Annotated in this window: 14 protein-coding genes; 8 read left to right on the top strand and 6 right to left on the bottom strand. The window is 55.3% G+C overall.

All coding sequences use genetic code 11. From position 1 onward, the window contains the following. Positions 1–182: 182 nt before the first annotated feature. Entirely contained in the window at positions 183–890 is a 708-nt protein-coding gene (locus VFE46_14440) for a helix-turn-helix domain-containing protein (GenBank protein ID HZZ29193.1), read from the top strand. 24 nt (positions 891–914) lie between these two features. Here VFE46_14440 and VFE46_14435 read toward each other — a convergent pair whose 3' ends face one another. Next, the gene (locus tag VFE46_14435; protein ID HZZ29192.1) at positions 915–1610 is read right to left on the bottom strand and encodes a PEP-CTERM sorting domain-containing protein; all 696 of its coding nucleotides are present in this window, start codon (positions 1608–1610) and stop codon (positions 915–917) included. Positions 1611–1839: 229 nt separating this feature from the next. Next, a complete protein-coding gene (locus VFE46_14430) occupies positions 1840–2244 on the bottom strand; it encodes a cupin domain-containing protein (protein ID HZZ29191.1) in 405 nt (134 codons plus the stop codon). A gap of 130 nt (positions 2245–2374) precedes the next feature. Here VFE46_14430 and VFE46_14425 point away from each other — a divergent pair, with 130 nt between their 5' ends. Next, the gene (locus VFE46_14425; GenBank protein ID HZZ29190.1) at positions 2375–2605 is read left to right on the top strand and encodes a hypothetical protein; all 231 of its coding nucleotides are present in this window, start codon (positions 2375–2377) and stop codon (positions 2603–2605) included. A gap of 7 nt (positions 2606–2612) precedes the next feature. Here the strand turns inward: VFE46_14425 and VFE46_14420 are convergent, their stop codons facing one another. Together VFE46_14420 and VFE46_14415 are read right to left on the bottom strand one after the other, a co-directional pair. Continuing rightward, positions 2613–3518, bottom strand: a complete 906-nt coding sequence (locus tag VFE46_14420; protein HZZ29189.1) for a dockerin type I domain-containing protein — start codon at positions 3516–3518, stop codon at positions 2613–2615. Between the two features lie 87 nt (positions 3519–3605). After that, positions 3606–4670: a DUF1559 domain-containing protein gene (locus tag VFE46_14415; protein HZZ29188.1), complete on the bottom strand. Its 1065-nt coding sequence runs from the start codon at positions 4668–4670 to the stop codon at positions 3606–3608. Positions 4671–4856: 186 nt separating this feature from the next. On the opposite strand from VFE46_14415, the gene VFE46_14410 reads away from it, so the two are divergent. From VFE46_14410 to VFE46_14390, 5 genes are all read left to right on the top strand, one after another. Further along, the gene (locus VFE46_14410; GenBank protein ID HZZ29187.1) at positions 4857–6263 is read left to right on the top strand and encodes a CHAT domain-containing protein; all 1407 of its coding nucleotides are present in this window, start codon (positions 4857–4859) and stop codon (positions 6261–6263) included. An 802-nt stretch (positions 6264–7065) separates the two neighbouring features. Next, positions 7066–8208, top strand: coding sequence for a recombinase RecA (gene recA / locus VFE46_14405; GenBank protein ID HZZ29186.1), 1143 nt, complete (start codon positions 7066–7068; stop codon positions 8206–8208). A 222-nt stretch (positions 8209–8430) separates the two neighbouring features. Further along, positions 8431–11043 carry an alanine--tRNA ligase gene (alaS, locus tag VFE46_14400; GenBank protein HZZ29185.1) on the top strand — a complete coding sequence of 871 codons (2613 nt, stop codon included), beginning with the start codon at positions 8431–8433 and terminating at the stop codon, positions 11041–11043. 85 nt (positions 11044–11128) lie between these two features. Further along, a complete protein-coding gene (locus VFE46_14395; protein HZZ29184.1) occupies positions 11129–11377 on the top strand; it encodes a GlsB/YeaQ/YmgE family stress response membrane protein in 249 nt (82 codons plus the stop codon). A 61-nt stretch (positions 11378–11438) separates the two neighbouring features. Then, complete coding sequence (locus tag VFE46_14390) at positions 11439–12614, top strand: sialate O-acetylesterase (protein ID HZZ29183.1); 1176 nt, start codon at positions 11439–11441, stop codon at positions 12612–12614. A 37-nt stretch (positions 12615–12651) separates the two neighbouring features. Here the strand turns inward: VFE46_14390 and tpx are convergent, their stop codons facing one another. Beyond that, on the bottom strand, positions 12652–13170 hold the full coding sequence (gene tpx / locus VFE46_14385; GenBank protein ID HZZ29182.1) for a thiol peroxidase: 519 nt from the start codon (positions 13168–13170) through the stop codon (positions 12652–12654). Positions 13171–13494: 324 nt separating this feature from the next. Between tpx and VFE46_14380 the strand changes: the two genes are divergently transcribed. After that, positions 13495–13881 (top strand): STAS domain-containing protein, encoded by a 387-nt coding sequence (locus VFE46_14380; GenBank protein ID HZZ29181.1) that lies wholly within the window; start codon positions 13495–13497, stop codon positions 13879–13881. Positions 13882–13937: 56 nt separating this feature from the next. Here VFE46_14380 and VFE46_14375 read toward each other — a convergent pair whose 3' ends face one another. After that, positions 13938–14300: a BON domain-containing protein gene (locus VFE46_14375; protein HZZ29180.1), complete on the bottom strand. Its 363-nt coding sequence runs from the start codon at positions 14298–14300 to the stop codon at positions 13938–13940. Between the last annotated feature and the right edge of the window lie 109 nt (positions 14301–14409).

Below are 14409 nucleotides of genomic sequence, written 5' to 3'. Positions count from 1 at the left end.
GACCGAATGAGAAAATCGTCTGCAAATTGTCGCACCCTGGCCAAAAATGAGGCTTGATTTTGGGCCACCCCAGCGGCTATAAGCATATATGTACAAAAGAACACTATCAAACAGTAATTCTCACCCATACCCCATCACTTTCTCACGTCTAACCCCTAACCTCAAACCCCTCCAACACCGCCATGTCCAAACCCGGTCGTCCGCGTGCTCTTGACGATATTAAACAGCGCGAAATCATTGCTCTGGTTTCCTCCGGTTGCGGCGTCGAAACCGCCGCCCGCTACGTGGGCTGTTCCGCCCGCACCATTTACCGGGAAACGCGCCGCAATAAAGAATTTTGGGAGCGCTTTCGCAAGGCGGAACTGGCCTCCGCACTGAGTCCGCTGCAAACCATTCAAAGGGCCGCGCACGAAAACTGGCGAGCGGCCACGTGGCTGTTGGAGCGAAAGCTGCCGCAACATTTCGCTCCCACCCATCGCGACATGATCGACCCGGAAGACCTGGGCCAAATTCTCGATCGGTTCATGGAAGAAATTTGCCGCAACATTCCCGATAAAAAAGCCCGCGACCGCATCGTGAAGCGGATCGAGCAGGGCGCGCTGGTGGCGGTGCACGAAGCCACTACTAATCGCAAAAATCCCAAGCACCGCCGCCGCCACTCGCCGCTGAGCGATCTTCCCCCAGGGGGGCCAGCCAGCGCCGCGCCGGCCGCCGGCTGGCCATCCACGCGCAAGCCGAAATACGCTCCGCCGCCGCCCGCGTTTCCGCGTCCGGACTTCCGTTATGCCAATTCGGGCCTGCCCGTGGAGAATGCCGATGCGGCGCCTTCTGCGGCCAGTCCGTCTGCAGCGCCGCTTTCCACGCCGCCGACAGAGAACCCGGCGCCCTAAATTAAGTGGCGGATTGATTTTTAACTAACGGCCGCTGCGTACGAACCGCCGCCGAGTCAGCACCAGCCCAATCGCACCACCAGCCAGAAGGCAAACGGTTGCTGGCTCGGGCGCGCCAAACGTGAACAAAGGAGAATAGCTTTGCACCTGAGCCGTGCTGCCATCAATGAGCGAGGCAGTCGAGAGATTGAATTGGGTATAGTTCGTATGAATTACCAGAATCTCACCATTGTCGCCCGGCGGAAGTAAACCCAAGCCCAGCGGCGGAGCGGAATAATTAGCTCCTACCACGTCTCCCGCGGTCGCCGCCGAACTGCGATCGAACGAAGTCGGTGGCAGAGCGCCCGCTGTAGGGAAAAAGCTTGCATCGGTCTGCAAGCCGGGAATTCCGTATCCATTGACGTTAAAGCGCTCGATCGAATCCGGACCAGCAAGGTTCTTTACCTCGTATTGGAATGTGAGAAAGCCCGGTCCAAATGGGTTGGCCGGATCGTTAACAAATACTTTGCTATCCAGCGTGCCGGAAAACGAAGTCGCAGTAAAGGCAAGCGCGCCGCTATCTGCTTGTAAGATACCGCCGGCTGTTCCAGGCAAAGTGGTGGCAAGAATGGCCGAATTCACCGCCAGCGGCGTGGCATTGGCAGAGAAACAAAAACCAATCACTACGCAAACAAGGCTCGAAAAGAACGCTACGCCGACAATTCGTTTGTGCGTAATCATAGATGCAGAGGCTCCCCTGTTGAGAATTAATCTACTACGGCCCGTTGCCTCTGCTCGAGTTGTTCCAAGGCAGAGTATAGTCCCGCACTCGGAATGTTGCAATTACTTTATAAAATAATTTTACCCCCATTCCCCCCCACAGGGCTTCCGGCTTTGCGGTTCCCAAACTGGGCGACGGAATGGGCCAGCCGCCGGCCGATTTTCCCGCCAAAATTGCTCGAAAAAGCGGCTATTTTTCCCGGCCGGCGTATTGCTCGTCGCTCACTTTTTCCAGCCAATCCACTTGTTTGCCGTCGACGTGTTCTTGAATGGCAATGTGCGTCATGGCTGTTGCAGGAGCTGCCCCGTGCCAGTGCTTTTCCCCCGGCGGAATCCAGACGACATCCCCCGGACGAATTTCCTCGATGGGCCCACCCCAGCGCTGTGTCAGGCCGCAGCCGGCCGTGATAATCAGTGTTTGACCCAGTGGATGCGTGTGCCAGGCGGTCCGAGCGCCCGGCTCAAACGTAACGCTGTTGCCATTGGCCCGGGCCGGCGCCGGAGATTGAAACAGGGGATCCAGCCGCACTGTGCCGGTGAAATACTCCGCCGGCGGTTTGCTGGAAGGCTGCGTGCCACTGCGATTGATGTTCATGAGTTGGAATTCCTTTCACAAACTATGATAGCCGTTTTTCTCCCGCGGTTGCACGGGCCGCGCCGGTGTTGCCGAATGGGAACAGCCCATAGCCAACCACTTATTCGGGCTGACAATTCCCACGTTCTGCTTGACGTTGCTGTTCCTGCCGTCATCGGCCGCTGCTCAACAAGCCGCCCAGCAGGCAACAAAAATACCGGCACAAACGCAAGGCGCCAACCGCGGAATTGAATTGCCTGACGATAACACGTCGGCTGATAACAAATCGCCCGCTAACGCATCGCGAAGCAAGCCAACCCACGCCGGCCGCATGCCGCCGTTCTACTGGGCCGCCTTCGAACTCTCCGGCGACTGGCGGTAGTCAATGGCTAGACAAATGCCACGATTTGATATTTAGTAGTCGCCATTTTTTTCGCAGTAGCCGTTTGACGTTTTCGCTTGCCAGCGAACACCCCAATCGCAATCAAGATCGAAAGGACTGACGAATTCGGTTCCGGAACGGCCGTTGCTGAACCATCTCCATAATTCAAGAAATCTAAAAAGCTTTGCAGATCAGCATTATTAAAAGAGCCGTCCTGATTGATGTCACCGATTTCAGCCAGCACGTCAGCAGAAACATGGTATTGCGACTGGTATCCGGCCGGATCAACCAGTGCCTTCATCATCGGCAGAATGTCTGAAGAATCGATGTGGCCGTCGTGGTTAAAATCGCCTGGTAAATACACCACGCTGGCATTGGTGATTTGAATGGGACCGGTCATGCCTAAACTTGAGATTGATGCAACAGTATCATAGTCGTACGCACGGAATCGAATTTGGTAAGTGTCGCCTGGGGTCACATCAAATTCTATTTCACCATCACTCGATGCCGTGGTTCCGTAGGTAATAACTCGATGGTCACCTTGAACTTTGTCGCTACCAGATACTTGAAAGATGTCCGCATCAAATTCCTCACCGCCAGGATGATCATCAGCAATGCTATAGCTGAAGGAGACTAAAGTTGTGCTGTCGGAGAAAGTCAATAGCGGAGAATACAGCGCGGAGTCAAAATAAACACAGTGCTTCTGTAAACCGATCGATCCGCCGCTGGAAATCCACGGATTGTCGACCAAATGATCACCAAACCCGGTCGTAAAAGTCGGCGGATCCAAATCTCCGACCGTCGTCCAGCCCGCTGGGAAAATGGTGGTTGGCGCATCCACATCGGCATAAACCGTGCCTGCCAGTGCGTATCCTAGGAATAAGCAGCTCAAGATTCCCAATTTAGGATGCATGATAATTCCCTCGGTAATCAGTGAAAGGTTCAGAACAAACTGTGTGTTTGGAATTAGCCTGTTTGGCTGGAATAGTTAAAAAAATGCTTATGGGTTGTCACAGCGGTTGGCAAATTGACGGTGAATCGACAAATTGATCAAGTAATTAATATCTTGCACCGATCCGTCGCACAGCACCACGTTAAAGCTGTTCCAGTGAGCGCTGCCGAAACAGGTTTCACTGGTGACGCTCACTTGATCTCGTTTGGGCGGATCGTTGGCCAGCGCAAGCCGGACGTTGTCTACCGCAAAACCGGAGTACATGTGGCCACGATCGGAAGGGTCCCAACCGCTTTCGTAGTATTCAGAATCGAGGTACTTTTCGCCGGCTGAATATGTTTTCGATAAACCATCGATCACTTGCGCAGGCTTGATTTGACTGCGGACAAAAGAAATGCCGGTGAATCGGCTGGGATCGGGCCACGGATAATCAGCCGCGGCGTCGAACGATTTTGGTCCCCCTTGATCACCAAGTCCGTTAGTCCCACGGTCGCCGGCGCAAATGGCGTAATCACTTCGGGCTACCAGCGGTCCGAGGGTGACATTGTAAGAAGGATAAGGCCAAACATTCGGGTACAGCTTGGTGGCCCGCCGGGAAGGGCAGTTAAAAACGGTCAGCGCCGTGGCGCACACGGAACCTAATGCGGTCGCTTTATCAGTGGGCGACAAATCTAATCCCCGAACCCGGAGCACATTTTCTTCCAAGTAAGGCAGCACGTTGTAAATCCACCCGCCGGGCTGATGGTGGTCGAAGCCGAGATTGGGATCGCCGGTCCACCCTCCTCCCCAACCGCCTGTCGGAAAAAACCGTTGTGCATTGACGTGATTTAAAATCGCGACGCCAATTTGTTTCAGATTGTTTCGGCATTGTGTTTTGCGTGCCGATTCGCGAGCAGTTTGGACAGCGGGGATCAAAAGAGAGATTAGCACGCCGACAATTGCCATCACCACCAACAGCTCTACCAACGTAAACGCTGGCGAATTTAGCTGCGAATCCTTGGAGTGGCAGAATATAACCCATTGCGACTCTTCAGCGCCGCTGTCTCGCCGACGACAATTCGCACCGTACCGCTGCGCCTGACTACCGCCAGAAACTTGTTTGCTGATAAACATGGATGCCGCACTGCTTAGACACCAATTGTCGCTCGGCAACTCTTTCACCAAGCGCCAAACAAAATTAGAATGGCAGCGTGCCAGTAAGCATTCCAGCCGTTAACGGTTCGATTCAGGCGAAAACCGAGATACCACTAATGGGCTAGGCGTGATTTTAGGGGCCCTCTTCCATCGTGTCTAGCATTTGTGCTTCGCACGGATCGGCCCATCAAATTGATCGATTTGGGACCCGTCGAGCCGATTAACCAGGCGGTCGAAAAATGGCGCGAAACGTACGGCGGCAATGTGGCTGGCCTGGCGGCCGAAGATCAACCGGGCATGAAATTGCGGCGGTTGGTTTGGGAACCGCTGGAGCCGTACTTGGGAATCGATCCTGCGGCACCCTCACCCCAGCCCTCTCCCAAAGAGAGAGGGAGCGTGAAAACCGTCCTCATTTCGCCCGATGGCGAGGTGGCGAAATTTCCTTGGAGTGCGCTGCCGGGAAGTAAGCCGAACACGTATTTGATTGAAGATGGGATTGCCGTCGCATTAATTCCCGTGCCGCAGATGCTGCCGGATTTGTTGGGAGAGTCCCCTTCACCCCAACCGTCTGCCGCCAAGGGAGAGGGAAAAGCTCCCGCGCTGCTAATCTTGGGCGATGTAAATTACGACGCCGCTCCGGATGATCGGCCTTCAGCGAAGCCCGATCCTTTGCCGCAACCGCTGCTTGAAAAAACTCCACTGGCCATGGCCGAACCGCACCGTTCAGCGATCCGCGGCAAAGATGGGATGCAATTTTCGCCCCTCCCCGGCACCGCCCAGGAAATTCAAGCGATTGGAAAAATGTATCAAGAACGATTCGGCGCCACTCCGCCGCTGACGCTAACGCAATCGGCTGCCACTACCCAGCGGTTGCGGCAGGAAGCGCCCCAGTTTCGCTATTTGCATCTGGCCACGCACGGCTTTTTTGCTCCGGTCACAGTTCGCTCGGCGCTGGCAGGCAATCTGCAATCATCACCGGCTATTCAAAATGCCCGCCAGCGAGATCCGATTGGCTTTAACCCAGGCCTGCTCTCGGGCATTGCATTGAGCGGCGCCAATCGAGGAAATCAACGGAATTTATGGGACGATAATCTTAATCGCTCAACGACAGACGATGGCATTTTGACCGCTCTGGAAGTTGCTGCACTCGATTTACGCAACGTCGATTTAGCCGTGCTGTCGGCGTGCGAAACTGGCTTGGGACAAGCATCCGCCGGGGAAGGGATGCTCGGTCTGCAAAGGGCCTTCCAGTTGGCCGGAGCGCGGACAACGGTCACGTCGCTATGGAGCGTAGACGATGCCGCCACGCAAACTTTGATGAGCGAGTTCTATTCTCGGCTGTGGGACAGGCAGCATCCACTCGGTAAGCTGGCCGCGCTGCGCGAGGCACAACTGGCAATGCTCCAGCATTACGATCCGCGCACGAAACAACTGGTTCATCGGGCGCCAGACCTCGGCCGCGGTGCAGTAGAAGTAGACTCTCCCGCCGCTGACGCTGACCAAACGAAGACGCACGGCCGGCTCTCGCCCAAATATTGGGCCGCCTTCGAACTCTCCGGCGACTGGCGGTAAGCGGAGCGGTTTCGACCGCCTTCCGGGCATACCATGCCGGCTTTATGGATGCCGCCCTGGCATACCGTGCCCGGCTTGGGGGATGTTACCCGGGCAGGTCATTGTCCGGCTTGGTGAAAATGGCTCTTGAAATTAGGCCAGGCGATCGGCTAGAATCGGTAAGTGTACAACAGTATATTATACGGTTGCGAGTGGCTGGTGGTTTTGTGTTTGGTGTCTGGTGGGCCTGGTGGGCCTGGTGTCTGGGCACAGCGGAGCGCGACTAACGGTTGCGGCTTGGTAAAGGCTAATCGTCGAACCAATCGACACTTCGCACGAGCCACTCGCCCCAGGTTCCAAACACTAACCTTTATTTCCTAATCTCTAATCTCCTTCCCGCCATCATGCCCAGCAATTCACAAACAATTGACGCCTTCGAACGTAAACTTTCCGCCTTTTGTCGCCTGGCCGGCGCGGCCGTACGCGAGAAATTTCGAGGCTTCGCCAGGGTGGGACTGACAAAACGAGGTGATTTTGGCAGCGAAATAAAAAATCCAGGGCAAATCGACAAAAACCAACGGGGCAGCTCCTCGCCGGCAGGCAAAAACAGCCTGCCACAGGGACATAAGCGGTACATTTTTCCCAGGACTGCGGGGCGGCAAAAAATCCTACTTGATCTTCCGGAAATAGGCCGATATACTGTCCACGTGTTCAGTAATGCGGTTCGCCGGGTCGATGAACCAAATGCGGCTGGCCGGGCACTTCGCAGGAGGCTGCCAGCTTGCACTTTCGGGGCTTCTGCGAGATAAAGGATGCACATTTCATGGTTACCGCGGTTAAAACCAACAATCACATGGCCAAAAAAGAAACGCTTACGGAAAAACCGGCGGATGTGAAAGCCGCCAAGCGGCCGCAGTCGCAGCCGCAAACCGAGAAAGACCCGCTGGCCGATCATCCCCAGTTAAAAAACACCATCGCCCAAATTGAAAAGACCTTTGGCGAAGGTTCGATTATGCCGCTGGGCTCCACCGAGGCCGCCACCAGCCGCGTGCAAGGCATTCCCACCGGCAGCCTGTCTCTCGATGTGGCCCTGGGAGGCGTGGGGCTACCCAAGGGACGCATTATCGAAATTTTCGGGCCGGAATCGAGCGGAAAAACCACGTTGGCCCTGCATGCCGTGGCCCAGGCTCAGCGCGAAGGAGGCATTGCCGCGTTTATTGATGCCGAGCATGCGCTCGATCCTACCTGGGCCAAAAAGTTGGGCGTGAATTTGGAAACGCTCCTGGTCAGCCAGCCGGGCAGCGGCGAAGAGGCCATGAACATTACCGAAATGCTGATCAAGAGCAATGCCGTCGACGTGATTGTTATTGACTCGGTCGCCGCCCTGGTGCCGCAGAAGGAATTGGACGGCGAAATGGGCGATACGCACGTCGGGTTGCAAGCCCGGCTGATGAGCCAGGCCATGCGCAAATTGACCGGCGCGATTTCCAAGAGCAAAACGTGCGTGATTTTCATCAATCAAATCCGCGAAAAAATTGGCGTGATGTTCGGCAGTCCGGAAACCACGCCGGGCGGCCGGGCGCTGAAGTTTTATTCGTCTTGCCGCATCGACGTGCGGCGCATCGGCCAGCTTAAGGACGGCGAGGAAGTGATTGGCCAGCGCGTGCGGGCCAAAGTGGTGAAAAACAAAGTTGCCCCGCCGTTCCGCGTGGCAGAGTTCGACATGCTGCATGCCAACGGCATCAGCTATGAAGGAGACGTGCTGGATTTAGCGATGGTGCACAAATTGGTCCTCCGCTCCGGCGCGTGGTTCAAATACGGCGAAACGCATTTAGGCCAAGGTCGCGAAAAGGTCCGGCAATATTTGGCCGAGAATTCCAAGCTCACGGAAGAGTTGCGGGAAAAGATTTTGGCCGCCGGCATTAGCAATGTCATCCCCAGCACCGGCGGAGCTGGAGAAGAATAAAGCCAGAGGGTAAATTTCATCGTGGTTTGGAAGCCCTGGGACGGGAGTCGCGGGGCTTTTCTCGATGGGGTCTGAAGTTGCGGGCCGCATCTCCGCCTAGTCGCTATTTCACGAGGCGGATATGATGTTCCATTCGGTCCCGTTTGAAATTTTACGGGCTCTCGCGTTTCCGTGTTTGAATGTCTTCGCGGTGAAAAATCCGCTTTTGACCGTCCTGCGCCCATGAAAACCGACGAAATTCGCGAAAAGTATTTGGCGTTCTTTGAATCCAAGAAGTGCGTCCGCCGACCCAGCGACGTGCTGGTGCCGCGGTGGGATCCGTCGGTGTTGTTCACGCCGGCGGGCATGAACCAGTTCAAAGATCATTTTTTGGGCAAGTGCAAGCTCGAGTTTACGCGGGCCACCACTTGCCAGAAGTGCCTGCGGACTGGCGACATCGACAACGTGGGGCGCACGGCGTATCACCACACGTTTTTCGAGATGCTGGGGAATTTCAGCTTTGGCGATTACTTCAAGCGCGAAGCCATTAGCTGGGCGTGGGAATTCCTGACGGCGAAGAAGTGGATGGGTATTCCGGCCGGCCAGCTTTCGGTTTCGGTCTATTTGGACGACGACGAGGCCTACAACATCTGGCACGACGAAATTAAAGTGCCTGCCGAACATATTCAGCGGATGGGGGAAGATGATAATTTCTGGCCTGCCGGTGCGCCCAGCAAAGGCCCTGACGGCGTATGCGGTCCGTGCAGCGAAATCTTTTTTCACACGCCCCGCGGCGGCGAAGTCGAAATCTGGAATTTGGTGTTCACGCAATTCAACCGTATCGGCAATCCTCCCAATAACTTGAGGCCGCTACCGAGCAAAAACATTGACACCGGCATGGGGCTAGAACGGATGGCCGCCGTCATGCAAGGCGTGGAAACAAATTTTCACATCGATATTTTGCGTCCCTTGGTTGAAGCTGCTGGGCAAGTGTGCAAACAGAAGTATGACTCGGCCAGCGACAACGGCCGCCGGCTGCGGCGCATTGCCGACCACATTCGCGCCTGTGCCTTTGCCATTCATGAGGAAGTGGCGCCCGGGCCGAAGAAACAAGGTTACGTGATCAAGCGGCTGTTGCGGAGGGCGGTGTTGGACGGACATCAAATGGGAGTGAAGCAGCCGTTTTTGTACCAACTAGTTGGCACCGTGGCCGACGTCATGAAGCAGCCTTATCCGGAATTGAAAACCACGATTGATCGGGTGTCGAAAATCATTCGCAGCGAAGAAGAAAGCTTCTTGCGCACCATCGACAGCGGATTGAATTTGATCGATCGGTTGTTTGCATCAATGAAGCGGGAAGGGCGCTCGCTAATTACCGGCGCCGAAGCTGCCGACATGTACACCACACATGGCTTTCCGCCGGAATTGCTAGAGCAGATTGGCGCGGAGCATAATTTGCAATTGGATTGGGCCGGCTTCAAATCCGCGATGGAGGAACACGGCCTGGAAAGCGGCGGCGGCAAAGTAGCCGATGTGTTCACTCATAGCCCGGTCGACAGTTTGGCCAAGGCAATGGAGCCGACCAAGTTTTTGGGTTATGAAACTATCGAAGCCGCCGACAAAGTGGTGGGCATTATCGCCCAGGATCATTTGTGCGAGGCGATGCAGGAAATCGGCAGTGGCGAACCCGTGACCGTGGTGCTGGAGCAAACGCCGTTTTATGGGGAATCGGGCGGACAAGTGGGCGATACAGGAGAAATCACCGGGCCTGGTTTGCGATTTGAAGTAATCGACACGCAAAAGGAAAAAGGCTTTGTGCTGCATCGCGGGCACTTGCGCCAGGGCGTGTTGAAATTGGGCCAGACGGTAACCGCCAAGGTGAATGACGAGCGGCGTGATGGCATTCGCCGGGCTCACTCCGCAACACACGTGTTGCATTACGCTTTACAAAAATATCTCGGCAAGCATGCGCAGCAACAGGGTTCCAAGGTCGATGCCGATTGGCTGCGGTTTGATTTTGCCAATCCAGCGGCTGTCGAAAAAGACACGCTGGCGAAAATTGAAGACGAAGTAAACCGCCAAATTCTGGCCGCGCAACCAGTGAGTTGGAAATTGCTGCCCATTACCGAGGCACGACAAGCCGGCGCGACGATGCTCTTCGGAGAGAAATATCCTGATGTGGTGCGAATGGTGAGTATGGGGAATTTTAGCAAGGAGTTGTGCGGTGGCACGCACGTCAACAGCACTGGGCAAATTGGTCTGTTCCGCGTTGCACATGAAGAGAGCGTGTCATCCGGTACACGCCGAATCGTCGCCTGGACGGGAGAGAGGGCCTTACGACAAGCGCGGGAAGATCAGCATGTTCTGCTTGAAATTGCCGCCGCATTGCGCGTGCCCGTACACGAATTACCTCAGCGCGTGGGAACTTTGGCCAAAGAAGTGCGCGATTTGAAAAAGCAATTGGCGGCTGGTCCGAAAGCCGGCGGCGTGACTCCCGAAAAATTGATTGAAGAAGCAGCCAAAGTCGGTGGCGTGACCGTTATTGTTACCGAAACACCGGGAGTGGAAACCGGGGGCATGCGAGAACTGGTCGATCTGGTACGCCGCAAAGTTAGCCCAGCGGCGATTTTGCTTGCTAGCAGCACCGAAGATAAAGTGACCATCATTGCGGGCTTGACGCGCGATTTAGTGGAGCGCGGACTGAGTGCCGGACAGTGGATCAATTCGGCGGCGGAAACGGTTGGCGGCCGTGGCGGCGGCAAGCCCGACATGGCCCAGGCCGGCGGCAAATCGCCCGATAAACTGCCGGCTGCATTAGATGCAGCCCGAAGGCAAATTGAAGCTCTTTTGAAGTAAAATAGAGAAAAGCGATCGCCGCACTCTGGCTCGCTATTCCGGCGGCCACGGTCGTTCGCTACTTCGTGGAAAAAGGAGCAGGGTCATGCCACATTGGGTCTGGTTCATCATCATCGGTATTGTTGCCGGTTGGTTCGCTGGGCTGATTATGAAAGGTGGCGGCTATGGTTTGTTAGGCGATTTAGTGGTCGGCATCATTGGCGCGTTTTTGGGCGGTTGGATATTTGAAACGCTAGGAATATCAGCCGGTGGAGGAATTGTTGGAGCGTTAATTGTTGCACTTGTGGGTGCCATCATTCTGATTGCCCTACTCCGACTGATTAAGCGGGTATAGGGTCATGCAGAAATGGCGCCATTGCCGGCTCGGTTTGTCACAAGGATTGTTAACAGTTGGATTGATTTTCCATTCGGCGGTGTTGGTTGGTGCAGAGAACACTGCAAATGGAATAACTGTGTGGAAGCCGGTGAATTGGGAGGTTTCACAGCGGCAATCGGCCGCGCAAGGCCTAATTTATGTGGCTGGTCAATGTGCCGCTGATGAAAGAATCCAGTGGCAGTTGTCCGGCCAACCGCTGACGGGAGCGTTAGCGAAAGATTGGCAGCCCCTTGCGAACAGCGAACCTTCAGCATCGGCTGACTCAACAAATGCTGGGCAACAAACGGATGCGTCGGGCAGGACGCGGTTCTCCGGTAAAATCTCGGCTCCGGCTGGCGGTTGGTTTCGGTTGGAATTGCGAGCCGTGCGTGGCGACGAAGTTACCTCACAGGCAACGATTGAACATCTTGGAGTTGGAGAAGTGTTTGTGGTTGCCGGGCAATCAAACTCGGCGAATTATGGCGCGGAGAAGCAGCAGTCGAAATCGGGATTGGTTACGGCATTCGATGGCAAAACATGGCGTATCGCGGATGATCCGCAGCCCGGCGCTGGCGGCCAAGGTGGGAGCTTCATGCCGTCGTTTGGCGACGCAATGGCAGAAAAATTTCATGTGCCCATTGGCATTGTCGCTTTGGGAGTGGGTTCGACCAGCGTGCGGGAATGGCTGCCCAAGGGGGAAAAGGTGGATCATCAGACCACCACCGGCAAAGGATTGAAGGAAATTGGGCCGGGCCAGTGGGAAGCGCTGGGAAACATTTTCGCCAAGCTGCCAGCGAGGCTAACGGCGCTGGGGCCGCATGGATGCCGGGCAGTGCTGTGGCATCAAGGAGAATCGGACGCAGGCCAGCGGCGCCCGGACAGAGCGAATGCTGATCGGCAAATTTCCGGCGACGATTACGTGCGCTACATGGCGGTGCTGGTCAAAGCGTCGCGGCAAGCGGCTGGCTGGGACGTGCCCTGGTTCACGGCGCAAGCTACTTATCACAGCGAGCAAGACACCGGGAACACGGAGTTTCGGGCCGCGCAAAAATCGCTGTGGGATTCACATTTGACGTTGGAAGGGCCCGACACTGACGCGCTAGGCGAAGAGTTTCGCAAGGGAGTGCACTTTAACGCCCAAGGCTTGCCAAGGCATGGCGCACTGTGGGCAGAGAAAGTTGCACCGTGGCTGGAGTCGCAATTGAAGACGGATTAAACACCTAGTGTTCTGCTCGCGATGACCAACCCGTAAATTACAACTGCGATTTGAGGGCCGCCAGGGCGCTGGAATAATCGGGTTCGGTGGTGACTTCTTTTACTAACTGTTCGTAGACGACCTTGCCATCTTTGTCGAGCACGAAGACGCCGCGGGCGAGGATTTTCAACTCGTCGATCAGCATGCCCCAGTTCTTGCCGAAGGAACGGTCTTGGTAGTCGCTGCCGACGCGCATGTTCTTAATGCTCTCGGCCCCGCAGAAACGATTTTGGGCAAAGGGCAAATCAAGGCTGACGGTGACGGCATTAATGCGGTCACCCAGAGATCCCAACTGTTCGTTGAACTTTTTGGTTTGGGTGGCACACACGCCGGTATCGAGCGATGGCACGACGCTTAGTAAGGTGGGCTTGCCTTTGAGATCGGCAAGTTTGATGGTCTTGAGGCTGCCGTCAAAGTAGTGAATGGTAAAATCGGGTGCCGGCGAGCCAACTTTCACTGCCTCACCGACTAAGGTCAGAGGATTGCCTTTGAATGTGACTGCTCCGGAACGTGCCATGATGGGCCTCACTAAGGAATGGGAGTAATGTTGGTGAAAAAGCTGTCAGCGGTTGCTAGCAGGCCAGCTGAGACGTCTAAGTCGAATGGCCGTAATACGGAAAGAAGCGTAAGTATCGCCGATGAAGTGAGGGCTGCAAAGGGGCGGCAGGGTGAACCACAATTGCCCAGGAGAGAACTGCCCTTTAAGTGTGCGGAGGAGGTTCGGCCGGTTTTTCCTACCATCGTAGCGCCACATGTTGCATCGCCATCAGAAATGCTTATGATGAATTTTCGGCGACTAATGGTTAGGCAAACCTCTTTCGGCGGAAGGGAGGTATTCTGTATGTTCACCGTGCAAGCTGTTACAGGGTGGGATTTTGAGGTGGAGCGCGGCCCGGACTGGATGTTTGTTCGACTTCAGCCCGCCTACGAAGGTGGGACCGAGGAGCATTTATTGGCAGAGAGGGTGTGGTCGATCCTAGAGCAAAGCTTTACATACCGGCTCGTGCTGGAACTAGATCGTATCGAGCATTTGCAAAGTTGCCTGATTGCACAGATGGTTCTCCTCTCCAAGCGCGTGCATTCGCACGGCGGCATGCTGCGGTTGTGCCAATTGTCTCCGGTAAATCAGCAAATGCTACACACTTGCCGTTTGGATGGCTGTTTGCCCAATTACGACAGTCGCAGCGATGCTGTGATGGGGACTCATCGGCCAATACAGCCGAGGTAATTGCTCAGCGACCCAGATGCTAGGAGCTGCGGACAAAAGTGACAGCTCGGCAAGAATTAAACCCAATTGACTTCAAGTTGATTCTCGACTCGGTCAATGCCGTCCAGCCGGAATAGCGTTTCCTGGGCCATTTGCTTTTGATACCAGGAACTGACTTGCCCTTTCAACGTTACGCGGCCTTCGCTGGCCTCAAACCGCAAGTTGCGCGTATGTAAGTGCGGGTTTTGTCGCAGCGCGTTGGACACCCGTTCTTCGAATTGCTCGGCAAGTTGCTCTTCGCGCTGGCGCGCTTCGAAAGAAAGATCGGCTGACGGCATAATGTCCACGGCGGTGCTGGAAGGATTTAGCTGGAAGGTGGGAAACAAAGAGTGAGCCGGCCCAGGTGTTTGTACCAAGCCGGCTAAGAAAATATCGGCCACGATTCACGGAATTGTGAAGTTTTGACGTTTGCAGAATCTGCAAAAATAAGCGAGAAAGGTGCGACCGTAGGGGATTTGACGGCGGTTGCAGGCGGCCAAGAGCCGCGAA

It is taken from the genome of Pirellulales bacterium, assembly GCA_035656635.1.
GTDB lineage: Bacteria > Planctomycetota > Planctomycetia > Pirellulales > JADZDJ01 > DATJYL01.
Note: the sequence above shows the minus strand (reverse complement) of the source record. Positions and strands in the feature narration are given on the sequence as shown.

What these genes read in the sequence shown, in the direction of transcription:
- alaS (HZZ29185.1), top strand. Translation starts at nt 8,431, where the DNA reads ATGAAAACCGACGAAATTCGCGAAAAGTATTTGGCGTTCTTTGAATCC.
- recA (HZZ29186.1), top strand. Translation starts at nt 7,066, where the DNA reads ATGGTTACCGCGGTTAAAACCAACAATCACATGGCCAAAAAAGAAACG.
- VFE46_14430 (HZZ29191.1), bottom strand. Translation starts at nt 2,244, where the DNA reads ATGAACATCAATCGCAGTGGCACGCAGCCTTCCAGCAAACCGCCGGCG.
- VFE46_14440 (HZZ29193.1), top strand. Translation starts at nt 183, where the DNA reads ATGTCCAAACCCGGTCGTCCGCGTGCTCTTGACGATATTAAACAGCGC.
- tpx (HZZ29182.1), bottom strand. Translation starts at nt 13,170, where the DNA reads ATGGCACGTTCCGGAGCAGTCACATTCAAAGGCAATCCTCTGACCTTA.
- VFE46_14395 (HZZ29184.1), top strand. Translation starts at nt 11,129, where the DNA reads ATGCCACATTGGGTCTGGTTCATCATCATCGGTATTGTTGCCGGTTGG.
- VFE46_14415 (HZZ29188.1), bottom strand. Translation starts at nt 4,670, where the DNA reads ATGTTTATCAGCAAACAAGTTTCTGGCGGTAGTCAGGCGCAGCGGTAC.
- VFE46_14380 (HZZ29181.1), top strand. Translation starts at nt 13,495, where the DNA reads ATGTTCACCGTGCAAGCTGTTACAGGGTGGGATTTTGAGGTGGAGCGC.
- VFE46_14420 (HZZ29189.1), bottom strand. Translation starts at nt 3,518, where the DNA reads ATGCATCCTAAATTGGGAATCTTGAGCTGCTTATTCCTAGGATACGCA.
- VFE46_14435 (HZZ29192.1), bottom strand. Translation starts at nt 1,610, where the DNA reads ATGATTACGCACAAACGAATTGTCGGCGTAGCGTTCTTTTCGAGCCTT.